The following is a 21,111-nucleotide window of genomic DNA, read 5'->3' on the forward strand; positions in this document are numbered from 1 at the left end:
CTTTCTGTCAGACCATGCTGAAGCCGCCGTTGACGCTGATCACCTGGCCGGTGACCCAGGCGCCGCCGTCAGAAGCCAGCAGCGTCACCAAAGGTGCGACGTCGCCCGACTCGCCAATGCGGCGAATCGAGTAGTTGCGCAAGATCTTGTCGCGGTTCTGCTCCAGCCATGAGGCATCGGTGTGCGCGGTGTTCATCAGCCCCAGCGTGACGGCGTTGGCCGTGATGTTGTTGCGGCCCAGTTCCCTGGCCAGCGATTTGGTCAAGGCCAGGACTCCGCCGCGCGAGGCGGCTGTCACGGCCAACCCGTTTTCGCCCACGCGGGCCGAGTCGCCGGCCAGATTGATGATGCGGCCGCCGTTCTGCTTGATCATGAGGGGCGCCACCGCGTGGCAGGTATGGATCACGCCAAACAAGCCCACGCCGATCTGGCGCTCCCAGTCGCTGGGCGTGGTGTCCACGAAGCGTCCGCGCAGCACGAGGCCGGCATTGTTGACCAGCACATCGATGCGCCCGAAGTCGGCGGCGACCTGTGCCACCATGGCCTGCACGTCGGACAGCTTCGAAACATCGGCTTTGTAAGCCGCCGCCTTGCCGCCCTTGGAGCGAATCAGATCCGCCACGGCCTCGGCTTCCTTGGGCGAGCTGTTGTAGTTGATTGCCACTGCGGCGCCTTCGGCCGCCAACGAGAGCGCTATCTCACGGCCCACGTCTCGCGCGCCTCCGGTGACGAGTGCGACCTTGCCTTCTAATCCGGTGTTCATGGTTTCTGTTCCTGTTTTGAAGATGACTTGTTGGCCTGAACCAGCCTGAAGAGGCGGTCCGGGGTAATGGGGAGCTCATTGATCTCGATGCCGAGGTGGGCGACGGCGTCCGCAACGGCATTGGCGATGGCGGCCGGCGCGCCTATGGTCCCGCCCTCGCCCATGCCGCGGAAGCCGCCCAGCGTGTGAGGCGCCACCGCATCGAGGTGGATCAGTTCCACTTCGGGCACCTCGGGCGCCGAGGGAACGAGGTAGTCGACCAGGCTGGCCGTTTGCAGCTGGCCCTGCGGGTCGTAGACCACTTCCTCGAACAGCGCGGCGCCGACGCCCTGGGCCAACGCGCCGCGGGTCTGGCCGGCGACGATCATCGGATTGATGATCCGGCCACAGTCCTCGGCAATGATGTAGCGCTTCAGGTGGACGGAGAATGTCTCTGGGTCAATTTCCACGAGCGCAACGTGTGTAGCGGAGCTGGTGGTGCCGACGACCGGGTCGTAGACCTTGGTCACGCACAACTCCTCGCGCGCTTCGGCGGGGATCCGGCCCATTTGCGAATAGACGGCCTTTGCAAACTCGGTGAAGGCCAGGCTCTTTCCGGAGACCGGATCGACAATATGGCTGCGTTCCAGTTGCAGCGACTCGGGCGCGGCGTTCAGCAGATGTGCCGCCATGCGCAGCATCCTCTCCCGAAGTTCGCGGGCCGCGAGGATGCCCGCGCCGCTGCTGATCACCGCCGTCCGGCTCGCGTAGCTGCCGGTGCCGTGCGGCACAGCGGCGCTGTTGCCCGTGACGACGCGAATGTCTTCGTGGCGCGCGCCGAGTTCGTCCGCCAGCACCTGGGCCAGCGTCGTTTCGTGGCCCTGCCCATGTGAGGCACATCCAAACGCGGCGGTGATGGCGCCGGTGGAGTCGAACTGGATCACGCAGGTATCGGTGCCGGTGTTGATCGGCATCCCGGGAGAAGCGGAAATCTTGGAACCGATCCCAGACAACTCGGCATAGCAAGCCACTCCGATGCCGACCCATCGGCCTTCGGCACGCGCAGCCTGTTGCAGCCGCCGGGCCTGGTCGTAATCGAGCCGGTCGCGAGCCGCGCTCAACCCTTCCTGGAAGCCAGAGCGATCCCAGACGATGCCGGAAGCCGTCTTGTAGGGAAACTCTTCGGCGGCGACCAGGTTGCGCTTGCGCATTTCGACCGGATCGATTCCGAGCTGCCGGCTGGCCATGTCGATCAACCGCTCCATCACGAACGTGGAGGTCGGCCGGCCGACGCCGCGGTAGGGCCCTGTCGGGGACTTCGGCGTCGAAACGCCACGCACGCGGCCCATATAGCAAGGTATGCGGTAAGGCCCCGGCAGAAAGCTCACCACCTGCACCGGCTCGATGCCCGCTGTCCAGGGATAGATGGAGTACGCGCCGACGTCGGCCAGCACGTTGGCCTTCAGGCCGAGAATGCGCCCCTCTTCATCGACTGCCAACTCGGCGTCGACGCGCTCATCGAATGCCTGGCTGGTGGAAAGCAGGTCTTCGAGCCGGTCACCCGTCCACTTGATCGATTTGCCGAGTTTGCGTGCGAGCGCGCAGACCAGCATTTCCTCCTGGTACAGGGATGTCTTGCCACCGAAGCCGCCGCCCACGTCAGGGGCAATCACGGTCAGCCGATTGCCCGGCATGTCCAGCAGCTGCGCCAGGGCGTCGCGGATGATTCCAGGAACCTGGCTGGACGTGTACAGCGTGATGGCATCGCGGCCGGCGTCGAGTTCCGCCAGGTAGCAGCGGTTCTCCATGGCCACTGACGTCTTGCGATGGAAGCGGAAGGTCCCCCGTACCACGTGCGAGGCCGCGGCGAAGGCTTCATCGACCTCACCGCGGGTAAACGCCCGCTGCACCAGCACGTTGCTCTTGAGACCTGCGTGCAGCAAGGGCGCATCCGGTTCCGCGGCAACTGCCGGATGCGTGGCTACCGGCAGCGCCTCGTAGTCGACCTGAATGAGTTCGACGGCGTCCTCGGCAAGGTAGCGATTGGTGGCCACCACGGCCACCACGGGCTCGCCCACGTAGCGAACCACCTCGTTGGCCAAAGCATGGATGGGCGTCGCCTGGTAGTCGGCCATGCGCGAGGTCGCCAATGCGGGAGCGACGAATGCCGAAATGTCTCTCCACTGGAACACGCCGACAACGCCAGGCAAGACGCGCGCGGCGTCGGTGTGAACCGCCAGGATGCGGGCGTGCGGCTGGTCGCTGCGCAGGATGGCGACATGCAGCGCCAGCGGCGACTGGCGGTCGTCCACGTAGCGTCCGAGACCAGCCAACAGGCGGGCGTCTTCCACCCGGCGCACCGGCTGGCCGACCAGCTTGCCTTGCGTCTGCGGCTTCTGCCTGAGGGCTTCGGCGCTGTCACTCATAGCAGTCCTCGCCCTTGCGCAGTTGCGACCATTGATGATCGTCGTGGCCGAACACGACCGTGGTGCCGCCCGACTGCAGGCGGCGCACCTCGTCCATCGACTTCGCGGCAGCTTCCACGTCCGCGGTATTGCGCGGCATGTAACCCTGATCCAGGTTGGGGCGCAGCGGCACGGCGTCGGCGGCCAACAGGAATGCGCCGTCCCGGTCGGTTGCGATCAGCGCGCCCAGGGTTCCGGCCGTGTGTCCCGGCAGCGGCAACAGCACGATTCGGCCGTCGCCGTACAGATCGCGCTCGGCGTCCACTGCCTCCACCGGCATGGGGTGCTGCCAATCGACGGGCAGGTAGCCCTTCTGGATGGCATCGGACGCCTGCGCGGCTTCGAGTTCCCTGCGGTGGCACACGATGGTCGCGCGCTTGAAGAACTCGTTGCAGCCGCAGTGATCCGAGTGGAAGTGAGAGTTGACCACCACGTCGATGTCGGTCGGCCGGATGTTGAGCTTCGCGAGTTCGGCAACGACGTTGTCATGCGGACCCGCAATCGGTGTCATGGCCTTGGCCATGGTGCCCCACCGCGCCTCGGCGTTCGCGGCTGTCGAAGGATGGCAGCCGGTGTCGAACAGCACATTGCCTTGCGGGTGGCGCAGGAGCACGCAGGGCACGGGCAGCTCGATGGTTTCGGCGCGGTCCGCAGTGGGCAGGTAGACGCTCTTGCGCATCCTCAGCCGGCCTCCGTTGAGAATGTGCATCTTCATGGGCTCACCTTTTCGGTGGATTCGGCATCGCCGGCGGCGTCGCGCAGTGTGTTCCGTCCCACGACACAGACGCGCACGGCTTCCACAATGCCCTGGTAGCCGGTGCAGCGGCACAGGTTGCCCGACAGCACGTCGCGGATCTCGCCGTCCGTGCGCAAGGGATACTTCTGCAGCGCGTCGGCACAAGTCATCAACATACCCGGCGTGCAGAAGCCACACTGCAGGCCGTGGTGCTCGCGAAACGCTTCCTGCAGCGGGCTGAGTGCGTCGACCTTCCCCATCTGCTCGACGGTCTTGACGTCGGCGCCGTCGGCCTGCACCGCCAGCATCAGGCACGACCGAACGCTGTCGCCGTCGACCATCACGGTGCAGGCACCGCAGACGCCGTGTTCGCAGCCCACGTGGGTTCCGGTCAAGCCGAGGGTTTGGCGCAGGAAATCCGAGAGAAGCAATCGCGGCTCGACAGTGCGCTCCTCGATCTGTCCATTGACCAGCATCCAGACCGGCCGGGCCTTGATCTCTTGTTCATTCATGGGAAGCTCCTGCGCGTGCCCACGCCGTGCGCAGGACTCTTCGGCACAGCACCGACGCGAGGTGCTTGCGGTACTCCGGGGAGGCGTGAAGATCGCGATTCGGCTCCAGCGGGGCGCATGCGGCTTCCACGGCGCGATCGAGAACTTCCTCCGACAATACCTGGCCTACCAGCGCCAGCTCCGCACCCGGGCAGCGCAGAGGCGTGTCACCCACGCCCATCATCGCCACGCGTGCCTGCGTGACCTTTCCGGCGTTAACGACCAGCACGGCACCGACGGCAGCCAGCGCAAAATCGCCGGCCCGTCGCGCGAACTCTTCGAAAGCACTGCCGCTGCCGGCCGGCAGGCCCGGTAGTTCGATCCGCACCACGATCTCGTTGTCTTCCAGGGCGTTCGTCAGGGCACCGACGAAAAAGTCCTGCGCCGGAATGTGACGCTCGCCGGATTCGGACTGGACGATGATCACGGCGTTCAGCAACTTGGCCAGCATCGGAAGTTCAGCGGCGGGATCGGCATGCGACAGGCTGCCTCCTATCGTTCCGCGATTTCGGATGGCGAGGTGGGCCACGTGCTGCATGGTCTCGGGAATGACTGGAAATCGCCTGGCCACCAGCGGCGACGTTTCAAGCGTGCGATGCCGTGTCAGCGCACCGATCGTGAGACCGCCATCGGGGCGCTCGCGAACATAGTCCAATTCGACCAGCTTGCCGATGTCAATCAGAAGAGATGGCTTGACCACGCGGAAGTTCAGCATCGGCATCAGGCTCTGGCCGCCTGCGATGATTTTCGCGTCCGCACTATGGCGTGCCAGGAGCGCGACAGCCTCCTCGATGGAGTCAGCGCAGTGGTAGTCGAAGGGAGCGGGCTTCATCAGAAGCCTTTGAAGCCTGGCGGGCGTTTTTCCGCGAACGCCTTTCGGCCTTCGCGATAGTCTTCGCTTCCTGCGGCGAAGGCGATCAATTCTTCCGCGCGCTGGAGATCCAGATCGCCGGGGCCCATGGAGAGTCCGGTGAGGATGTACTTGGCGCCCGCGATCGACAGGGGTGCGTTCGCCGCGAGCTTTCGTGCGAAGGTTCGGGCGTCGGCCATGGGGTCGGCAACCTTGGAATCGGCTGCACTCCACAGCCCTGCCCACCAACTGCTCGAAACCGCCGGCCCCAGACTGCCACTGACGTGATCGACAAAGCCGATGCGCAGGGCTTCGGGCGCAGTGAAACGGTCCGCGCTGTAGAGGATTCGCTTGGCTTGCGCCTGGCCCACCAGGGCGCACAGCTTTTGCGTCGCCCGCACGCCATAGATGATGGACAGGCGCGCCGCGGGAATGCCAAAGACAGCGCTCGCGGCAGCGTAACGGAAGTCGCATGACATCGCCAGATGCGCGCCGCCGCCCAGGCAGTAGCCCTTCACCACGGCGATCGTCGGCTTCGAGATGCCGGCAATGGCGTCGCAGCACGCGTCCACGGCTACCTCGTAGGCGGTTGCCTGTGCGACATCGGCGCGTACTTTCTCGAACTCGGGAATGTCGGCTCCGGCGCAGAAGTCCTCGCCTGTACCGGTGAGAATGATCGTTCGCACTTCAGGATTGCGTTCGAGCGCGCGCATCAGACCTGGAATGGCCCGCCACATCGGGTACGTCATGGCATTGCGGTTGTCGGGGCGGTTCAATGAGACCACCGCGATCTGGTCGGCGATCCACACCTTGATGTGCTGAGACACCCAGACGTCCATGAGTTCCGGCGATGGGGCGTCGTTGACAGCTGCGGCGCGCGGCGCGCTTTCGGCGGTGCTCTTGGGCGCGACTCTCGAACGGGGTTCGGGACGCTCGGAGAAGCCAGGCGCGGTTACCGCTGCCATGAAGGCGGCCGCGTCCGGATCAGCTGCAGCGCCTGGCGCCTGCGGGGCTGCAACTGCCCGCTTGGCGACAACACTGCCGAACACGGCGAAGAATTCATCGGCGGCCTTTCGCGCGGCCGAATCGATCATTCGGGAGCCGAGCTGGGCCAGCTTGCCGCCGATGTTGGCTTTGACCCCGTAGCGCAGCATGGTGACGCCCTGCTCCAGGGCTTCGAGGGACACTTCGATATCCGATTTGACAAATCCCGCGGCTCCGCCTTGGCCCTCGCCCGTCAAGGTATAGCTGCGCGGCGGGACGATGTTCGACAAGGTGACCTTGCCGGCAAAGCGGGCCTTGATCGGCCCCACCTTGGACACCACCTTCGCGGTGAATTCGTTGTCCGCGGTGCGCAGCATCTCTTCGCACCCGGGAATGCTGCTTCGCAGCACATCAGGATCATTCAAGGCATCCCACACCGCTTCGCGGGACGCTTCGATCCTGGCTTCACCGATCATTTCCATTTTCAGTTTCCTTTGTCTTGGACGGCGACCTGAAGCTCAGAGAGCACGGAGCGCACGGAATCCGGAATCGCGACCGGCCGATTCGTCTGGCGGTCCACATAGACATGCGTGAAGTAGCCCACGGCCGATGCCGTTTCCGCGGTGGACTTGAACAGGCCGATCTCGTACTGAACGCTGCTGTTACCCAGTTTCACAACCTTCAGCCCCAGGTCAAGGTCGTCGGGAAAGCCCACGGAGGAGAAGTAGGTACAGCGGGTTTCTATGACGAGGGCAATGACGGGGCTGGCCGCGATGTCGAGCACACCGCTTTCGATCAGGTGCCGGTTCACTGCCGTGTCGAAAAAGCTGTAGTACACGACGTTGTTCACGTGCCCGTATGAGTCGTTGTCGGCCCAACGCGTCGGCATGCGCGTGACTCTTGGGTAGTCACTCTTCAAACTCGGGACGGGACGTTCCATCACAGGGCCTCCATGTACAGGGCCACCGCGTCCTGGTAGCGAACTTCACGAGGGTTGTTCACCAGCAACCGGGTCTGCTTCATGGCGTCCTCGGCCAGCTCGGCGATATCGGATTCCGCGATGCCGACGTCGCGCAGGCGCGTCGGCAGGGACAGTTCGTCGGGCAGTGCCCGCAGGTATTGCGAGAGCGCGGCCGCTTTAGCCGCCGTACTGCCCTGCACCCTGGGCCGCACGATGTCCGCGAGCTCAGCGTATTCTTCCTGGGCGAGGGCAAGGTTGAAGTCGAACACCGCCGCCAGCACCAGGGAATTCGAGAGCCCGTGCGGCACGTGGAACCTGGCCCCGATCGGATAGGCGAGCGCATGGACGGCAGCAACCGGCGCGTTGGCGAAAGCCATTCCCGCCAGGCAGGCACCCAGCAACATCTTCTCGCGGGCATCCAGATCCAGAGGGTCGCGACAGGCCGTGTGGATGTTCGCCGACAGAAGACGCAATGCTTCCCGAGCAAGACAGTCCGAGACAGGGTTCTTCAGCCGCTTGCTGGTGTAGGCCTCGATGGCATGGACCATGGCGTCGATACCAGTCGCGGCGGTCACATGCTGGGGCAGTCCGGTCGTCAATTCGGCATCGAGCAATGCCAGATCGGGCAAGAGCAGCGGCGACACAACGCCCTTCTTTTCGCCGACTCCCGTGGTCACGATGGAGATCGGCGTCACTTCGGAGCCGGTTCCGGCTGTCGTTGGAATCAGTACCAAAGGCAGGCGGGGACCGCGCGCCTGGTTGACGCCGTAGGCCTGCGACAGCGGTTGATCGCTCGCGGCCAACAGCGCGGCCAGCTTGGCCGCATCCATTGAACTGCCGCCGCCGAACCCCACGACGCAATCCACTCCTCGCCGCGCGGCCGCGGCGACCGCCTCGATAACCGACTCTGGCGGATCCGCCTGGACATCCGCGAACAAGGCGTAGCGCAGTCCGATGGCATCGAAGCCATTGAGGGTCGCAGCGAGCAGTCCCGCAGCCAGCACGCCAGGATCCGTCACCACCAGAACAGATTGAAAACCCATACCCTGGAGACGATGCGCGAGCCTGGCAGCGGAACCCCGCTCCATCACGATTGATTTGGTCGAGTTGAACTCGAATGGAAGCATCGGAACGCCTTTTAATTTGTCACTTGCATTATTAGACTGTATTCTTTCTGTCGTGACAAGTCCTTTATTCGGGTGTTGAGATGCGCCCTTCCCTTACACTCGGTTCAACAAGCCGCCAATACATGACCTCTTCATCCAATGCTCTGGAAAAGTTGCCGGCCAAGCCGCGGCGGCTGAGGCAGGCACCCACGAAATCCGCCCAACCGGAGGCCGTTGGCCGAAAGGCGCCCGTCAAGGCATTTCGCGAGCGCAACTGCTCGGTGGGCAGAACCATCGACGCCATCGGCGACGGCTGGACCTTCATGGTCTTGCGCGAGTGTTATTTCAACGTTCGAAAGTTCGAGAAATTCCAGGATATCCTGCAGTTGCCGCGTACGACGCTGGCGGCGCGCCTGAACGCGCTGACCGATGAGGGACTGCTGCGCCAGGTACAGTATTCCGACCGGCCTCCGCGGTACGAGTACGCGCTGACCAAGGTCGGAGTGGACCTCTATCCAGTCATGCTGGCCTTGATGAGCTTTGGAGACAAATGGCTCGCCGGCAAGCAAGGCAAACCCTTGCAGCTGGTGCACCAGGCCTGCGGCAAACAATGCACGGCGCTGGTGATCTGCTCCGAATGCCGCGAGGAGGTCCTGCCCAGCCGCGTCAGCTACCGCGATGGCCCTGGCGCGGGTACGAGCCCGGTGCGGCCCGGTCGCAAGGGTCGCCGCTCGGCGGATCCGACGGCGCTGGAACGACGCCGGCCGAGTTCGGTGGCGCGTGCGCTGAAGGTCATCGGGGACCGGTGGAGCTTCATGATCATCCGCGAGGGCTTCTTCCGGATTCGCCGCTTCGACGAGCTGCAGACCGGCCTGGGGATTGCACCGAATATCCTCGCCGACCGGCTTGGCCGGCTGGTCGCGGACGGCGTGTTCGAGCGTGTGAAGTACCAGTCGCTGCCCGACCGGTTCGAGTACAAGTTCACCGAGAAGGGCAAGGATCTCTTCGGGCCGCTGATCGCCATGCTGCGCTGGGGGGATGAGTGGCTGTCCGGCGGCGAGCCGCCGCTCATCCTGACGCACCTGGACTGCGGCCACGACTTCCATGCCGTCGTGGCGTGCGACCAATGCCGCGAGGCTTTGGTCGCCAATCAGATGCGGTACGTCATGAACTACCGCGATCCCAACCCCCAATAAAAAACCCGGCACTTGCCGGGTTTTTAATTACTTCTTGACCAGGTAGCAGGCGCTTTCGGCCAGCGGACGGAAGGCCTGGTCCGCCGGAATGGTCGCCTTCAGGCGGTAGTAGTCCCAGGCGTACTTGGATTCGCTCGGCTTCTTCACCTCGTACACGTACATGTCGTGCACCATGCGGCCGTCGGCCCGGATGCGCCCGTTCTTGGCGAAGAAGTCGTTCACCGGCATTTCCTTCATCTTGGCCATCACCGCAGCGGCGTCGTCGGTACCGGCCGCCTGGATGGCCTTGAGGTAGTGCATCGTCGACGAGTAGTCGCCGGCGTCACCCATGTGCGGCATGCGCTTCATGCGCTCGAAGAAGCGGCGCGACCAGGCGCGAGTCTGCTCGTCGCGGTCCCAGTAGAAAGCATCCGTCAGCAGCATGCCCTGGGCCGTTTCCAGGCCGAGCGCATGGACATCGGTGACCCAGACCAGCAGCCCAGCGACAGTCTGCCCGCCGCCCGAAACACCGAACTCCCGAGCCGACTTGACCGCGTTCACGAAGGTCGTGCCGGAGCCTGCCAGAGCCACCACCTTCGCCTTGGAATCCTTGGCGCGGATCAGGAAGGACGAATGATCGGCAGTCTCGATCGGATAACGGACGGAGCCGAGTACCTTGGCGTTCCTGGCTTTCAGGATTGCGGTGGCATCGCCTTCCAGCGCGTGCCCGAACGCATAGTCTGCGGTCAGGAAGAACCACGAGTCCTGGCCTTGGTCCAGCAGCGCCTTGGCGGTGCCGTTGGCCAGCGCGTAGGTGTCGTAGGCGTAGTGGATGCTGTTGGGCGTGCAGGAGTCTCCGGTGAGGCGCGATGAACCCGCGCCATTCACGATGGCGATGCGGCCCTTCTCCTTGGCGACGCTGGTCACGCCGATGGCGATCGCGGAGTTGATCAGGTTGGCCACCATGTCGACTTTTTTCGTGTCGTACCACTCGCGCGCGATGGACAGCGCGACGTCGGGCTTGTTGACGTGGTCACCGACGATGACTTCGATCGGAGCGCCAAGAACTTTGCCACCGAAGTCTTCCACCGCCATCTGGATCGCAGTCACCGAGCCTTTGCCGGACTCATGTGAGAACTGGCCGGACATGTCCGTCAGCACACCGATTTTCACGACGTTGTCCGACACCTTCGCGCTCGGCGCAGCCTGGGACCAGGCCTCGGTTTGCGCGAGGAGCGACGCAGCCGCGATGGCTGCAAGCGACCATGTTTTTACTTTCTTCATATGAGAGACCTCAGTGATGGGTTGACGAAAATTCGGCCACGCGGCCTACTAAGTCCAATAATGCAAGTTATAAGTCCAAAAGGCAAAGTAACCATCGTAGGTACTTTCCCGGATGGGAATATCTTCAGGCTTGGAGAGGGCCCTCCGCCGGCGGGCGGGAGTAGGCAATCCGCGCGACTTATGCGGGAGAATCCACCGATGACCACCAGCGCATGGATATGCCCTCGGGCACGCAAAGCCTGATACGAGGCATCAAGCTGCTGCGCGTCTTGGCGACGCGGGGCGAGCTTGGCTGGCGTCTGTCGGACTTGGCCGCGGCTTGCAACCTGGACAAGGGCACCGCGCACCGCATGCTCTCCGCACTGGTGGAAGAACGATTGGTGCAGCAGCGCACTGGTGACCGCCGCTATCTGCCCGGCCCGCTGCTCTACGAGCTCGGCCTTTCCCTGCCGGGGCAGCACGACTTCCAGGCCGCAGCCGAAGTGCACCTCGCGGCACTCGCCCGCCGCATGCGCGGCACGACGCTCCTGCTCATGCGCAGCGGCAATGAATATGTGTGCAGTGTTCGTGCGGGCCCGTCACGGGTGCCGGGATTGATGGTCGAAAAGGGCACGCGCCGTCCGCTCTTCACTTCGGTCGGCGGTGTCGCGATACTTCAGACCCTCTCCGCGGACGAGGCAGAGGATGTTCTCCGCAACAACGTCGATCAGGAAGTGGCAAAGCGCGGAGATGCGCGCCTTGCCGCATTGGAGAAAATGCGCAAACGCTCGGCGCGCCACGGCTTTGGGATCAACCTCGGGGACATCGTCGGTGGACTCCACGCGTTCGCGGTTCCCGTGCACGGCCCCGATGGAAAGGGATTTTCCGCGCTGTGCCTGGTTGGCACATCCGAGGGGTTTCCCGAAGAGCAACTCGCCGTAATCCATGAAGAACTCGAGAACGTAGCCCGCATCCTCGAAGCCGACGCCGCGCACATGCTCTTCACGCACCAGCGCGGCGAAGCATAAGTTCAATATGTGAAACTTGCGGCGCCGCGGGCCTTGGCCCCGGCCACCCGCAGGGCTAACGTGGCAGCCATTCCTTCCCAGGCCGCCATGAACATCCAGACCGCACTGAACCTCGACGACATCCGTGAGCTGGCACGCCGTGCGCTACCGCGGATTGCCTTTGACTTCATCGATGGCGGCGCGGACGACGAGCACTGCCTGCGCCGGAACCGCGAAGCCTTCCAGCAGTATCAATTGCTGCCGCGCTACCTGGTGGACGTCTCGCACCGCGACCAGTCCACCGTGCTGCTCGGGCGCCGCTATGCGAGTCCGTTCGGCATTTCGCCCACGGGCCTCGCCGGGCTGTTCCATCCCGACGCCGACTTGTTGCTGGCGCGCGCCGCGGCGAAGGCCAACGTGCCGTTTCTCTTGTCCAGTGCGGCAAACGGCGCGCTCGAAGATGTTGTGAAAGCTGCGCCGGAGCACGTGTGGTTCCAGATGTACTGCACGAGTGATGAAGCCATCAACGCAGACCTGGTGCGCCGCGCCAAGGCAGCGGGCGTTCAAGTGCTGGTCGTGTCAGTCGATGTGCCGGTCAATTCGAACCGCGAGCGCAATCGCCGCAACGGTTTCACGCGCCCATTCCGCATGACGCCCGGCGTCGTACTGGAAGCGCTGGCGCACCCGGCCTGGGTGCTGCGCTACTTGCGCAGCGGCGGGATTCCGATGATGAGCAACTGGAAACCTTATGCAAAGGAAGGCGCATCGGCAGCCGAAGTAGCCGATATGTACGGCACGCTCACGCCCGCGCCAATGGTGAAGTGGTCGCACTTGCAGCGCATCCGCGAAGCCTGGCCCGGCCCGCTCGTCGTGAAAGGACTGATGCACCCCGACGATTGCCGGCAGGCAGTCGGCATGGGCGTAGACGCGCTGGTGGTCTCCAATCACGGTGGCCGGCAGCTCGACGCCGCACCTTCGCCGTTGCACATGCTGCCCGCGATCCGCGCCGCCGTTGGCGACGATGTAGAGCTGATTCTGGACAGCGGCGTGCGCCGCGGCTCGGACGTGGTGATCGCCCGCTGCCTCGGCGCGAAGTTCTCGATCTTCGGCCGGCCGACGCTGTTCGGCGCCGCGGCCGGCGGCGAGGCCGGCATCGCGCGAACACTGCAGATCGTCCGCAACGAAGTCGACATGGTGATGGCGCAGATCGGGTGCCGCGCCTTCGACGAGTTGCACCCAGGTTACCTGTGGCCTGCGCCTGTCAACAGCAAGCCGGTCGAGCCAATCAAACCGACCAAGCCGGGGGCCCACGAAGCCGCGCCGGTGACTGAATCCCTACGAACAACTCAGGAGACAACGACATGAAACAGCTCTACAACGTCAGCCGTCGGGCCGCTACGGCCTGCATCGTGGGCCTCGCGGCCTGCCTCGCCACAGCCGGCGCAGTCGCCGCGGATCACTGGCGCGCCTACACCTACAACGCGGTTGCCACCGTGACGTCCGTCAAGGGGCTCAACGCCATGTTCGAAGCCATCCAGAAGGAAACGCAGGGCCAGCTGACCGTGCGATTGAACCTGGGTGGCACGCTGCCGATCGCGGCGACCAACATCACCCAGGCCGTGTCGGACAACGTGGTTCAGATGGGCGACGACGCCTTTTTCGTGGGCAGCGTGCCGGTGGGCGGCGTGGTTCGCCTGCCGATGTTCCTGCCCAAGCGGGCCGACTTCGAGAAGGCCTGGGACATCGAGGCCCCATACCTGCACGCCGAATACGCCAAAAAGAATATCGTGCTCCTGGGCCGATACATCTTCCCCGAAAACGTGATGTGGTCCAGCAAGAAGCTCACTTCGCTGGCCGACATCGCAGGCCAGAAGATTCGCGTGATCTCGCCTGAGCAGGCCGAGTTCATCAAGGTGCTGGGCGGCATCCCCGTCACGCTGGGCACGTCGGAAGTGGCTGCCGGTATCGACCGCGGCGTGATCGATGGCGCGCTCACGGCCAGCTCCGGCTACGGCTATGTGTGGCGCGACCTGCTCAAGTACAGCTTGCGCCTGAACGTGAGCTTCGTCGACTCGCTCATCCTGGTCAACAAGGACGCGTGGGACAAACTCTCGCCGGCGACTCGCACCAAGGTGCAGGCGCTGGTCGACGAGCACACCAAACGCATCACGGCCGCGATGGCGGCGGAGGACGAAGAGTTGACCAAGAAGCTGGCTGCCGGCGGTATGACAGTGACGGAACCATCGAAGGCCGAACTCGCGGAAGCCGAGAAGCGCATTTCGCCCTATTGGAAGGAATGGGGCGAGAAGCGCCCGGCGTCGAACGAGGCGCTCCAGAAGGTTCGTGCAGCCGTCGGTCGCTGAGATGTCGGCATCCATTGAAGAACAGGCCCTCGTTGGCCCGGAGCTTGACGCCGCCGATGCGGATGAATTCAGCCCGCATGAAGGCTTGGCGGCCCGCATATGTCGCGGGTTCAGCGAATGGATCGTGGTGGGCCTGGTCGTCATGATGGGCGCCGAGATGCTGGTGCGCAGCGTGTTCGGTTGGTCGATCCAGTTCAGCAATGAGATCGGCGGCTACGCGCTGGTGGCCGTCACCTTCCTGTCGCTCGCGTCTGGCCAGCTGCTGCACGCCTACCACCGGGTGCATTTTGTCGAAGCCAGGCTATCGCCCACGGGACGCGCACGCCTTCGCCTCGCCTTCGACGTTGCGGCCTTCCTCGTCACGGCCGTGCTGCTGGCCGAACTGGTCCGCTTCGAATGGATCACGTTCAGATCGGGCGACGTGGCCGCCACCAGCCTGATGACGCCCCAGTGGATGCCGCGCCTGGTGATGCCGATCGGCACACTCGTCCTGGCCTGGGCGCTTGTGCGCACGGTGCTTGCCGACTGGCGCCGCGTGCGCGCCGCATCAGGTGCAAGGGGATCGTGATGGCCGGCGAATACCAGATCATCTTCATCTTCATCCTCTTCATCGGCCTGCTGGGCGTGGGCATGGCGGTGCCCTTCGCCATTCTGCTGCCGGGTCTGGTCTACCTGTATTGGCAGGGCGGCATCGGTGCGCTGCACGGCATGGGCCTGGCCAGCTGGGGCAGCATGGACAGCTACACGCTCACCTCGATTCCACTCTTCGTCCTGATGGCCGAGGTGCTGCAGGGCAGTGGCCTGGGATTGCGCGTATACAGCGGCTTGTCGCAACTGGTGCGCAAGGTGCCGGGCGGGCTGCTGCAAACCAACGTGGCCGGCTGCGCGGTGTTTGCGGCCGTCAGCGGTTCGAGCATCGCCACCGCGGCCGCCATCGGCAAGGTGGCGCTGCCGCAGCTGCAAGCGCGCGGCTACGACATGCGGCTGGCAACAGGCTCGCTGGCCGCCGGCGGCACGCTGGGGATTCTGATTCCGCCGTCGATCGCGATGATCGTCTATGCCACCTTCACCGAGACCTCGGTGGCAAAGCTGTTCATGGCGGGCGTCGTGCCCGGCATCGTTCTGACGCTGCTGTTCATGGCCTACGTCGCGGTGGCCACGCTGATTCGCCCAGGGACCGCGCCACGCGAGGACGGCGTCCTCTCGCAGGCCGTCGTGCTCAAGGCCCTGATCGACGTCGTTCCGTTCATGCTATTGATCGTGGGCATCATGGGTGCGATCTACACCGGCATCGCGACACCCACCGAAGCGGCTGCCGCGGGTTGCATCTTTGCGCTGATCATCGCCCGCATCTTCGGGAACTTGCCGTGGAACGAGTTCCTCCAATGCCTGAAGCGCTCGACGCTGGCGGTGAGCAACATCCTGTTCATCACCTATGCAGCCTTTATCTTCTCGTACGCGATGAGCTTCGCGGGCGTGGGCGAAGAGGTCACCCGTTTCATCATCGGACTGAACCTGAACAAGTTCGAGTTCTTCCTCGCGCTGCTGGTGCTGTTCACCGCGCTGGGCGCCCTGGTCGAAAGCCTGGGGATGATCGTGATCACGGTGCCCTTGCTCTATCCGCTGCTGGCCAAGTACGGCATCGACCCGGTCTGGTTCGGCATCATCGTCGTGCTGTTCATCGAGATGGGACAGATCACGCCGCCCATCGGCATCAACCTGTTCGTCATCCAGAGCATCTCGCGCGGCAAGCTTTCCGACGTGGTGATGGGCACCGTTCCGTTCCACCTGCTGATGTTCCTGTTGCTGCTGATGCTGGTGGCCTGGCCAGAGCTGGCGCTGTGGCTGCCGAGCCGCGTCTCTCGTTGATTGGAGCTATTCAAGTGACAACAAGACTCAACCTCCTGCGGAAATAACCCCGAATCCCAGAGCTTGGAGACATCAGATGTTCAACGCGCCTGAGCGGCTGAAGGCCGAGGTCTTTACCCGTATCCCCGAACGCTTCCACGTCGGCAACCGCACCAGTGTCTGGTCCAGCACCCAGCTGCACGGCGCGCACGCACCGGTGTTCCTGGAGGGCCCTTCGTTCGACCGAGACGGCAACCTGTGGGTCGTCGACATTCCCTGGGGCCGGATCTTCCGGATCGACCGCCAAGGCGATGTCGAACTTGCCTGCGAATATGGCGGCGAACCCAACGGCCTGAAATTCCACGCAGACGGCCGCGCTTTCATTGCCGACTGCCGCAACGGCATCATGGTGATGGATCCCCGCACCGGGCGCATCGAGCCATACATGGAACGCGCGCGCCTGGAGCGCTTCAAGGGCTGCAACGATCTGTTCTTCGCGTCGAACGGCGACCTGTACTTCACCGACCAGGGCCAGACAGGCCTGCACGATCCAACCGGCCGGCTGTTTCGGTTGCGGCCCTCGGGCCAGCTCGATATCGTGCTGGCCGGCATTCCCAGCCCGAATGGCCTGGTCATGAACCTCGATGAAACCGCAGTCTACGTCGCCGTCACGCGCGACAACGCGATCTGGCGCGTGCCGCTGATGGCCGACGGCACGGCCACCAAAGTGGGCGTCTATATCCAGATGTCTGGCGGCGGGGGGCCCGATGGCATCGCGCTCGACGACCAGGGGGGCCTTGCCGTTTGCCACGTGGGCTTCGGCGCGGTGTGGGTCTTCAGCCCGCGCGGCGAACCTCTGTACCGCATCGACTCCCTCGAAGGCGTGTACACGACCAACTGCGCCTACGGCGGCAGCGACGGCCGCACCTTGTACATGGTGGAGTCGCGCTCCGGAACGATTCTCACGGCCCGGCTGCCGGTGGCCGGACAGCCGATGTTCTCGCATTCAGCCCGCTAAACAAGCGCGCGCCCAGCCTTGACTGAATGAAACTATGAGCTCATCCAAAGTCTTCCTCAAAATCAACCGTGTCGCTGCCCACGTCGTCGCGCTGGCGCGCGAAGTCACCGTGGCCGACGTCCATGAAGCCATGGGGCCGCCCGGCCGCGCGGCGCTGATGTCGGCTCGCATGCGGCCGCTCGCGTTGGACCAGAAGATCGCCGGCCCCGCCGTCACCGCGTTCTGCTGGCCCGGCGACAACCTGATGATGCACCGCGCCCTGTACCTCGCGCAGCCCGGTGACGTGCTGGTCGTGGTGTGCCAAGCCGAGCTGTCAGGCGCGCAATGGGGCGATCTGGCGACCCGCTACGCGTTGAAGAAAGGCCTGGCCGGCGTGGTGGTGCAGGGCTGCGCGCGCGACGTCGACCAGGTGCGCGCGCTCGGCCTGCCCGTCTGGTCCACCCACATCTACCCGATCCACCCCGACAAGTCGGGCCATGGTTGCGTGAACGCGCCCGTGGTCTGCGAGGGGGTGAATGTGTGCCCCGGCGACCTGATCGTGGCCGATGGCGATGGCGTTATTGCCGTTCCGCGCGCCGACGCCGTGCGAGTGATTGCCGCCGCGCAGGCCAAGATGAAGAAGGAAGACGAGGTCGCCGCCAAGGTTGCAGGAGGCGCCGCCGTCTGGGACCTGAGCGGCGCCGCCGCGATCTACGCGAAGATGGAAATCGACGAAGTCGACGCGGCCTGGGATGACTAGCATGTTCAAGACACTGTTCATGGCAGCCATGCTGGCTGCTGGCCATGGCGGGGCGATGGCGCAGGCGTACCCGGCAAGGCCGGTAACCCTGGTCGTGCCCCAGGGCGCCGGCGGCGCGACGTTTCAAGCGTCCCGGTCTCTCGGTCATCAAAGCGCGCGCCGACGCAGACCACCAGGTCCGCGTGATGCATCGCAAGGTTTGCCTCGAGCGTCCCATGCACTCCGAGCATGCCGAGGAAGTTGGGGTCCGACGACGGGTAGGCTCCAAGCCCCATGTGCGTCAGCGTCGCGGGCGCGTCGAGCCTGCGGGCGAGTTGCGTGAAGGCCCCGCGGTGGTTCGTCCCGATCACACCCGTCGCCACTTGGCCACTGACGCACAGAACAGGGATGGAGTCGCTCATCGCATCCAGAAGTCCCGTGATGGGCAGCTCATGTTCTGGTATTCAGCGGGCTGAACAAATCTGATTTGGGCCTGTAGATAGGTTCAACATGTGAAACTTCGGCGCCCTGGAGCATAGCCCGCCAACGGCCCGGCCGCTAACGTAGAAGCCAGAACAAATATCTGGAGACAAGCGTGAAATTCAAGATCCGTCGACAACTGATCAGCCTCGCAGCGGCGGTGCCTCTCATGGCCGCCATCGGCCTGGCGCAGGCCCAGCATGGCGACTACCCGAACCGCCCGGTGAAGATCATCGTGGCTTATCCCGCGGGACAGAGCACAGACATCGCCACGCGCTACTTCGCGAACAAGCTGTCGCAGGCGATGGGCCAGAGCTTCGTGGTGGAGAACAAGCCGGGCGCTTCCGGCAACATCGGGACCACGCTCGCGGCGCGTGCCACGCCCGACGGCTACACGCTGGTCATGGGCGCCAACGGCACGCATGCGATGAATCCGGCGTTGTTCGACAACCCTGGTTTCGACGCGGAAAAAGATTTCGAGCCGATCGTTCTGACGGCGTTGATTCCGTTTGCGATCTCCACCGGTCCCAACAGCAACATCAGCTCACTGAATGACTTGATCGCGTCGGCCAGGAAGCAGCCCGGGAAGATCGACACCGCGCTTCCCAGCGTGACCGCGCAGCTAATCTTCGAAATGCTCAAACAGCGCGACGTACCGCTGTTTCCCGTGAAGTTCAAAGGCTCGGCCGATTCCATGACTGCGCTGCTTGGCGGCCACGTCCACGTGTTGATCGACACCGTAGCTGCCACGCGCAACCAGTTGGGCAAGATCAAACCGCTGGCCGTGACAACTGCCGCGCCCATGGTCTCGATGCCCGGCGTCAAGACCGCCAATGAGCAGGGCCTGCCCAACTTCACCATCTCCGCCTGGAATGCCTTGATGGCGCCCAAAGGCGTGCCGGCCGACATCCACGCCAAGCTGGCCGCGGAGATGCGCAAGATCATCGACCTGCCCGAAACCCAGAAAGCGCTGACTGACCTGGGCTTCGAGCGCGCGCCGGTGATGAGCAACGCCGAACTGAACGCATGGCTGCGCGACGAGCGCCGCAACTACCACCAGATCGTCAAGACCGCCCAAATGAAACCCGAGTGAGACCACTATGCAAAAAATCCGCACCAGCCCCCTGCACTCCGACTTCGCTGTCGAAGTTCACACCACCGTCATGGACATCCTGGACGACCCGGATGCCATCGAAGAACTGAAGAGCCTTTGGCAGAAGTCGCCAGTGATGATCTTCCGCCGCCAGTCACTGGAGGAATCGGAACTCGTTCGCTTTACCGAACATTTCGGCCCTTGCGAAACCACGGGCCGCAAGGACATCCAGTCGCCCTATCAGGAACAGATCATCTACTTCAGCACGCTGAAGTACGCGGACGGCCGCTTCGTGGGCGGCTTCGCCGGCGGCGACGATGTGGACTGGCACTCCGATCAGACCTACCAGGTGCGTCCTGCCACTGGCGCCATGCTGTACGGCACGGAAGTGCCGCATGACGGCGGCGATATCTACTGGGCTGACCAGTACGCGGCGTGGGAGCGCCTGCCCAAGGACATCCAGGCACTGATCGACGGCAAGCTCGGCACCTTCCGCTACGCCAAGCGCTACGAGATCCTGAACGCGCTGGAACTGAAGGACAAGGAGAAGGCCAACGCGATGCTGAGCCTGCCCGATGCGCGGCACAACCTCGTGTTGACGCACCCGCGCACCGGCCGAAAATCGCTGTACGCCGACCCGACGACGCTGGTCGCGATCGAGGGCCTGTCGGCTTCCGAGGCCGCGCGCGTGATGCCCATCCTGTTCGAGGCGGGAGGCGACCCGTCGGGCGTGTACCGCCACAAGGTGCACAACGGCGACTTGCTGATGTGGGACAACGGCGTCACCATGCACCGCCGCGACGAGATGCGCCTGGACCAGCCGCGCCTGATGAAGCGCACCACCTTCCGGCTGTCGGCCGGCGAGTATTCGGCGCCTCAGGCGTAACGCCGTCATGCCGGACTTGATCCGGTATTCGTTTGCGCGCGCCGAATACCTTGGTTGCGGGTCAAGCCCGCAATGACAAGGTCATTGCTTCGCCCACTGCCGCGAGATGTAGCTGCACGTCGCCAGCAGCAACTGCGCGCACTCCGTCACATTGTTTTCCATCCGGTGCCTTGGCCCCGCAATCGCGACCGCAATCGTTTCCGCATGCACCGACAGGAAAGCAGACACGGCCCATACATCGGCCACGTTCTCGCCGCGCGTCAGGAAGTAGCCGCGGCGCCTGCTTTCAAGGATGTCGGCGATCAGCGCATCGTGGTCGGTGAGCGTGCTGCCCGTGACGGCAGGCAGAGACTGCGCAGTCACCAGGGCGCGCATCTCAGGCTCTTTCAGGCTGCCGACCAGCGCCTTGCCGATCGCGCTGGAATGCAGCGGCTTGAACTCGCCGGGCTTCGCCGAATAGCGGATGGGATGCGAGCTCTCCACCACCTGCAGATAGATCACGGAATCGCCCTGGCGCTTGCCCAGGATCACTGTCTCGCGCGACGCGTCACGCAAACGCTCGAGCATCGGCATGACGCGTTCGACGAACGGATCGTTTTCCAGGATCGCGCGCGCCAGGTCAAAGAAGCGCCGCGTCGGATACAGGGCGCGCGGCCGCGTCAGCGAATAGAGATAGCCGCGCGCCGCGAGAGTGCCCACGATCGCATGGCAGCTGCTCTTGGGAATGTTCGTCATCTCCGCCAGGTCGGTGAGAGACAGCGGCTTACGGACCTTGTCGAAGGCCTCGAAGATGTCGAGAACACGCTCGACAGCGGTGACGGCGACGTTGCTCATCGATTCAGGAAATTCAGCCAGTTGAACAAAT

General features: G+C 64.1%; 20 protein-coding genes and 1 pseudogene. 10 read left to right on the forward strand and 11 right to left on the reverse strand.

Going from position 1 to position 21,111, the window contains the following annotated elements:
• Positions 1 to 7 precede the first annotated feature (7 nt).
• From EEB15_RS24660 to EEB15_RS24700, 8 genes are read right to left on the reverse strand one after another with little or no spacing between them, the layout of a single operon-like run.
• Complete coding sequence (locus EEB15_RS24660) at positions 8 to 763, reverse strand: SDR family NAD(P)-dependent oxidoreductase (protein ID WP_141512608.1); 756 nt, start codon at positions 761 to 763, stop codon at positions 8 to 10.
• Entirely contained in the window at positions 760 to 3,168 is a 2,409-nt protein-coding gene (locus tag EEB15_RS24665; RefSeq protein WP_141512609.1) for a xanthine dehydrogenase family protein molybdopterin-binding subunit, read from the reverse strand. Before EEB15_RS24665 ends, EEB15_RS24660 begins: the two co-directional genes overlap by 4 nt.
• Positions 3,161 to 3,922 (reverse strand): N-acyl homoserine lactonase family protein, encoded by a 762-nt coding sequence (locus tag EEB15_RS24670; protein ID WP_141512610.1) that lies wholly within the window; start codon positions 3,920 to 3,922, stop codon positions 3,161 to 3,163. The genes EEB15_RS24665 and EEB15_RS24670 overlap by 8 nt, the downstream gene beginning before the upstream one ends.
• The gene (locus EEB15_RS24675) at positions 3,919 to 4,455 is read right to left on the reverse strand and encodes a (2Fe-2S)-binding protein (protein WP_141512611.1); all 537 of its coding nucleotides are present in this window, start codon (positions 4,453 to 4,455) and stop codon (positions 3,919 to 3,921) included. The genes EEB15_RS24670 and EEB15_RS24675 overlap by 4 nt, the downstream gene beginning before the upstream one ends.
• A complete protein-coding gene (locus EEB15_RS24680) occupies positions 4,448 to 5,326 on the reverse strand; it encodes a xanthine dehydrogenase family protein subunit M (RefSeq protein ID WP_141512612.1) in 879 nt (292 codons plus the stop codon). Before EEB15_RS24680 ends, EEB15_RS24675 begins: the two co-directional genes overlap by 8 nt.
• Positions 5,326 to 6,810 (reverse strand): enoyl-CoA hydratase-related protein, encoded by a 1,485-nt coding sequence (locus EEB15_RS34015; RefSeq protein ID WP_199236622.1) that lies wholly within the window; start codon positions 6,808 to 6,810, stop codon positions 5,326 to 5,328. Before EEB15_RS34015 ends, EEB15_RS24680 begins: the two co-directional genes overlap by 1 nt.
• 2 nt (positions 6,811 to 6,812) lie before the next feature.
• Positions 6,813 to 7,268, reverse strand: a complete 456-nt coding sequence (locus tag EEB15_RS24695) for a thioesterase family protein (protein ID WP_199236623.1) — start codon at positions 7,266 to 7,268, stop codon at positions 6,813 to 6,815.
• Positions 7,268 to 8,416: an iron-containing alcohol dehydrogenase gene (locus EEB15_RS24700; RefSeq protein WP_141512613.1), complete on the reverse strand. Its 1,149-nt coding sequence runs from the start codon at positions 8,414 to 8,416 to the stop codon at positions 7,268 to 7,270. Before EEB15_RS24700 ends, EEB15_RS24695 begins: the two co-directional genes overlap by 1 nt.
• A gap of 122 nt (positions 8,417 to 8,538) precedes the next feature.
• Here EEB15_RS24700 and EEB15_RS24705 point away from each other — a divergent pair, with 122 nt between their 5' ends.
• On the forward strand, positions 8,539 to 9,591 hold the full coding sequence (locus EEB15_RS24705) for a helix-turn-helix domain-containing protein (RefSeq protein WP_141512614.1): 1,053 nt from the start codon (positions 8,539 to 8,541) through the stop codon (positions 9,589 to 9,591).
• 27 nt (positions 9,592 to 9,618) lie between these two features.
• Here the strand turns inward: EEB15_RS24705 and EEB15_RS24710 are convergent, their stop codons facing one another.
• Positions 9,619 to 10,854 (reverse strand): ABC transporter substrate-binding protein, encoded by a 1,236-nt coding sequence (locus tag EEB15_RS24710; RefSeq protein ID WP_141512615.1) that lies wholly within the window; start codon positions 10,852 to 10,854, stop codon positions 9,619 to 9,621.
• Between the two features lie 212 nt (positions 10,855 to 11,066).
• Between EEB15_RS24710 and EEB15_RS24715 the strand changes: the two genes are divergently transcribed.
• From EEB15_RS24715 to EEB15_RS24745, 7 genes are all read left to right on the forward strand, one after another.
• On the forward strand, positions 11,067 to 11,861 hold the full coding sequence (locus EEB15_RS24715) for an IclR family transcriptional regulator (RefSeq protein ID WP_141512616.1): 795 nt from the start codon (positions 11,067 to 11,069) through the stop codon (positions 11,859 to 11,861).
• 87 nt (positions 11,862 to 11,948) lie between these two features.
• The gene (locus EEB15_RS24720; RefSeq protein WP_141512617.1) at positions 11,949 to 13,205 is read left to right on the forward strand and encodes an alpha-hydroxy acid oxidase; all 1,257 of its coding nucleotides are present in this window, start codon (positions 11,949 to 11,951) and stop codon (positions 13,203 to 13,205) included.
• The gene (gene dctP / locus EEB15_RS24725) at positions 13,202 to 14,203 is read left to right on the forward strand and encodes a TRAP transporter substrate-binding protein DctP (protein WP_141512618.1); all 1,002 of its coding nucleotides are present in this window, start codon (positions 13,202 to 13,204) and stop codon (positions 14,201 to 14,203) included. The genes EEB15_RS24720 and dctP overlap by 4 nt, the downstream gene beginning before the upstream one ends.
• Before the next feature lies 1 nt (position 14,204).
• Positions 14,205 to 14,771 carry a TRAP transporter small permease subunit gene (locus tag EEB15_RS24730; RefSeq protein WP_141512619.1) on the forward strand — a complete coding sequence of 189 codons (567 nt, stop codon included), beginning with the start codon at positions 14,205 to 14,207 and terminating at the stop codon, positions 14,769 to 14,771.
• Complete coding sequence (locus EEB15_RS24735; protein WP_141512620.1) at positions 14,771 to 16,072, forward strand: TRAP transporter large permease; 1,302 nt, start codon at positions 14,771 to 14,773, stop codon at positions 16,070 to 16,072. The genes EEB15_RS24730 and EEB15_RS24735 overlap by 1 nt, the downstream gene beginning before the upstream one ends.
• Positions 16,073 to 16,148: 76 nt before the next feature.
• Positions 16,149 to 17,069 (forward strand): SMP-30/gluconolactonase/LRE family protein, encoded by a 921-nt coding sequence (locus EEB15_RS24740; protein ID WP_141512621.1) that lies wholly within the window; start codon positions 16,149 to 16,151, stop codon positions 17,067 to 17,069.
• Positions 17,070 to 17,103: 34 nt separating this feature from the next.
• Positions 17,104 to 17,808: an RraA family protein gene (locus tag EEB15_RS24745; protein WP_141512622.1), complete on the forward strand. Its 705-nt coding sequence runs from the start codon at positions 17,104 to 17,106 to the stop codon at positions 17,806 to 17,808.
• A 125-nt stretch (positions 17,809 to 17,933) separates the two neighbouring features.
• On the opposite strand, the pseudogene EEB15_RS24750 reads toward EEB15_RS24745, so the two are convergent.
• Positions 17,934 to 18,230 (reverse strand): annotated as a pseudogene (locus tag EEB15_RS24750) (hypothetical protein); the annotation flags it as partial.
• Positions 18,231 to 18,382: 152 nt separating this feature from the next.
• Between EEB15_RS24750 and EEB15_RS24755 the strand changes: the two are divergent.
• On the forward strand, positions 18,383 to 19,360 hold the full coding sequence (locus tag EEB15_RS24755; RefSeq protein ID WP_141512624.1) for a tripartite tricarboxylate transporter substrate binding protein: 978 nt from the start codon (positions 18,383 to 18,385) through the stop codon (positions 19,358 to 19,360).
• Positions 19,361 to 19,367: 7 nt separating this feature from the next.
• A complete protein-coding gene (locus tag EEB15_RS24760; protein WP_141512625.1) occupies positions 19,368 to 20,246 on the forward strand; it encodes a TauD/TfdA family dioxygenase in 879 nt (292 codons plus the stop codon).
• 81 nt (positions 20,247 to 20,327) lie between these two features.
• Here the strand turns inward: EEB15_RS24760 and EEB15_RS24765 are convergent, their stop codons facing one another.
• The gene (locus tag EEB15_RS24765; RefSeq protein ID WP_141512626.1) at positions 20,328 to 21,080 is read right to left on the reverse strand and encodes an IclR family transcriptional regulator; all 753 of its coding nucleotides are present in this window, start codon (positions 21,078 to 21,080) and stop codon (positions 20,328 to 20,330) included.
• Between the last annotated feature and the right edge of the window lie 31 nt (positions 21,081 to 21,111).

This window comes from Ramlibacter sp. WS9 (assembly GCF_003797765.1).
Classification (GTDB): Bacteria; Pseudomonadota; Gammaproteobacteria; order Burkholderiales; family Burkholderiaceae_C; genus Ramlibacter.

What these genes read in the sequence shown, in the direction of transcription:
- EEB15_RS24660 (WP_141512608.1), bottom strand. Translation starts at nt 763, where the DNA reads ATGAACACCGGATTAGAAGGCAAGGTCGCACTCGTCACCGGAGGCGCG.
- EEB15_RS24665 (WP_141512609.1), bottom strand. Translation starts at nt 3,168, where the DNA reads ATGAGTGACAGCGCCGAAGCCCTCAGGCAGAAGCCGCAGACGCAAGGC.
- EEB15_RS24670 (WP_141512610.1), bottom strand. Translation starts at nt 3,922, where the DNA reads ATGAAGATGCACATTCTCAACGGAGGCCGGCTGAGGATGCGCAAGAGC.
- EEB15_RS24675 (WP_141512611.1), bottom strand. Translation starts at nt 4,455, where the DNA reads ATGAATGAACAAGAGATCAAGGCCCGGCCGGTCTGGATGCTGGTCAAT.
- EEB15_RS24680 (WP_141512612.1), bottom strand. Translation starts at nt 5,326, where the DNA reads ATGAAGCCCGCTCCCTTCGACTACCACTGCGCTGACTCCATCGAGGAG.
- EEB15_RS34015 (WP_199236622.1), bottom strand. Translation starts at nt 6,810, where the DNA reads ATGGAAATGATCGGTGAAGCCAGGATCGAAGCGTCCCGCGAAGCGGTG.
- EEB15_RS24695 (WP_199236623.1), bottom strand. Translation starts at nt 7,268, where the DNA reads ATGGAACGTCCCGTCCCGAGTTTGAAGAGTGACTACCCAAGAGTCACG.
- EEB15_RS24700 (WP_141512613.1), bottom strand. Translation starts at nt 8,416, where the DNA reads ATGCTTCCATTCGAGTTCAACTCGACCAAATCAATCGTGATGGAGCGG.
- EEB15_RS24705 (WP_141512614.1), top strand. Translation starts at nt 8,539, where the DNA reads ATGACCTCTTCATCCAATGCTCTGGAAAAGTTGCCGGCCAAGCCGCGG.
- EEB15_RS24710 (WP_141512615.1), bottom strand. Translation starts at nt 10,854, where the DNA reads ATGAAGAAAGTAAAAACATGGTCGCTTGCAGCCATCGCGGCTGCGTCG.
- EEB15_RS24715 (WP_141512616.1), top strand. Translation starts at nt 11,067, where the DNA reads ATGGATATGCCCTCGGGCACGCAAAGCCTGATACGAGGCATCAAGCTG.
- EEB15_RS24720 (WP_141512617.1), top strand. Translation starts at nt 11,949, where the DNA reads ATGAACATCCAGACCGCACTGAACCTCGACGACATCCGTGAGCTGGCA.
- dctP (WP_141512618.1), top strand. Translation starts at nt 13,202, where the DNA reads ATGAAACAGCTCTACAACGTCAGCCGTCGGGCCGCTACGGCCTGCATC.
- EEB15_RS24730 (WP_141512619.1), top strand. Translation starts at nt 14,205, where the DNA reads ATGTCGGCATCCATTGAAGAACAGGCCCTCGTTGGCCCGGAGCTTGAC.
- EEB15_RS24735 (WP_141512620.1), top strand. Translation starts at nt 14,771, where the DNA reads ATGGCCGGCGAATACCAGATCATCTTCATCTTCATCCTCTTCATCGGC.
- EEB15_RS24740 (WP_141512621.1), top strand. Translation starts at nt 16,149, where the DNA reads ATGTTCAACGCGCCTGAGCGGCTGAAGGCCGAGGTCTTTACCCGTATC.
- EEB15_RS24745 (WP_141512622.1), top strand. Translation starts at nt 17,104, where the DNA reads ATGAGCTCATCCAAAGTCTTCCTCAAAATCAACCGTGTCGCTGCCCAC.
- EEB15_RS24760 (WP_141512625.1), top strand. Translation starts at nt 19,368, where the DNA reads ATGCAAAAAATCCGCACCAGCCCCCTGCACTCCGACTTCGCTGTCGAA.
- EEB15_RS24765 (WP_141512626.1), bottom strand. Translation starts at nt 21,080, where the DNA reads ATGAGCAACGTCGCCGTCACCGCTGTCGAGCGTGTTCTCGACATCTTC.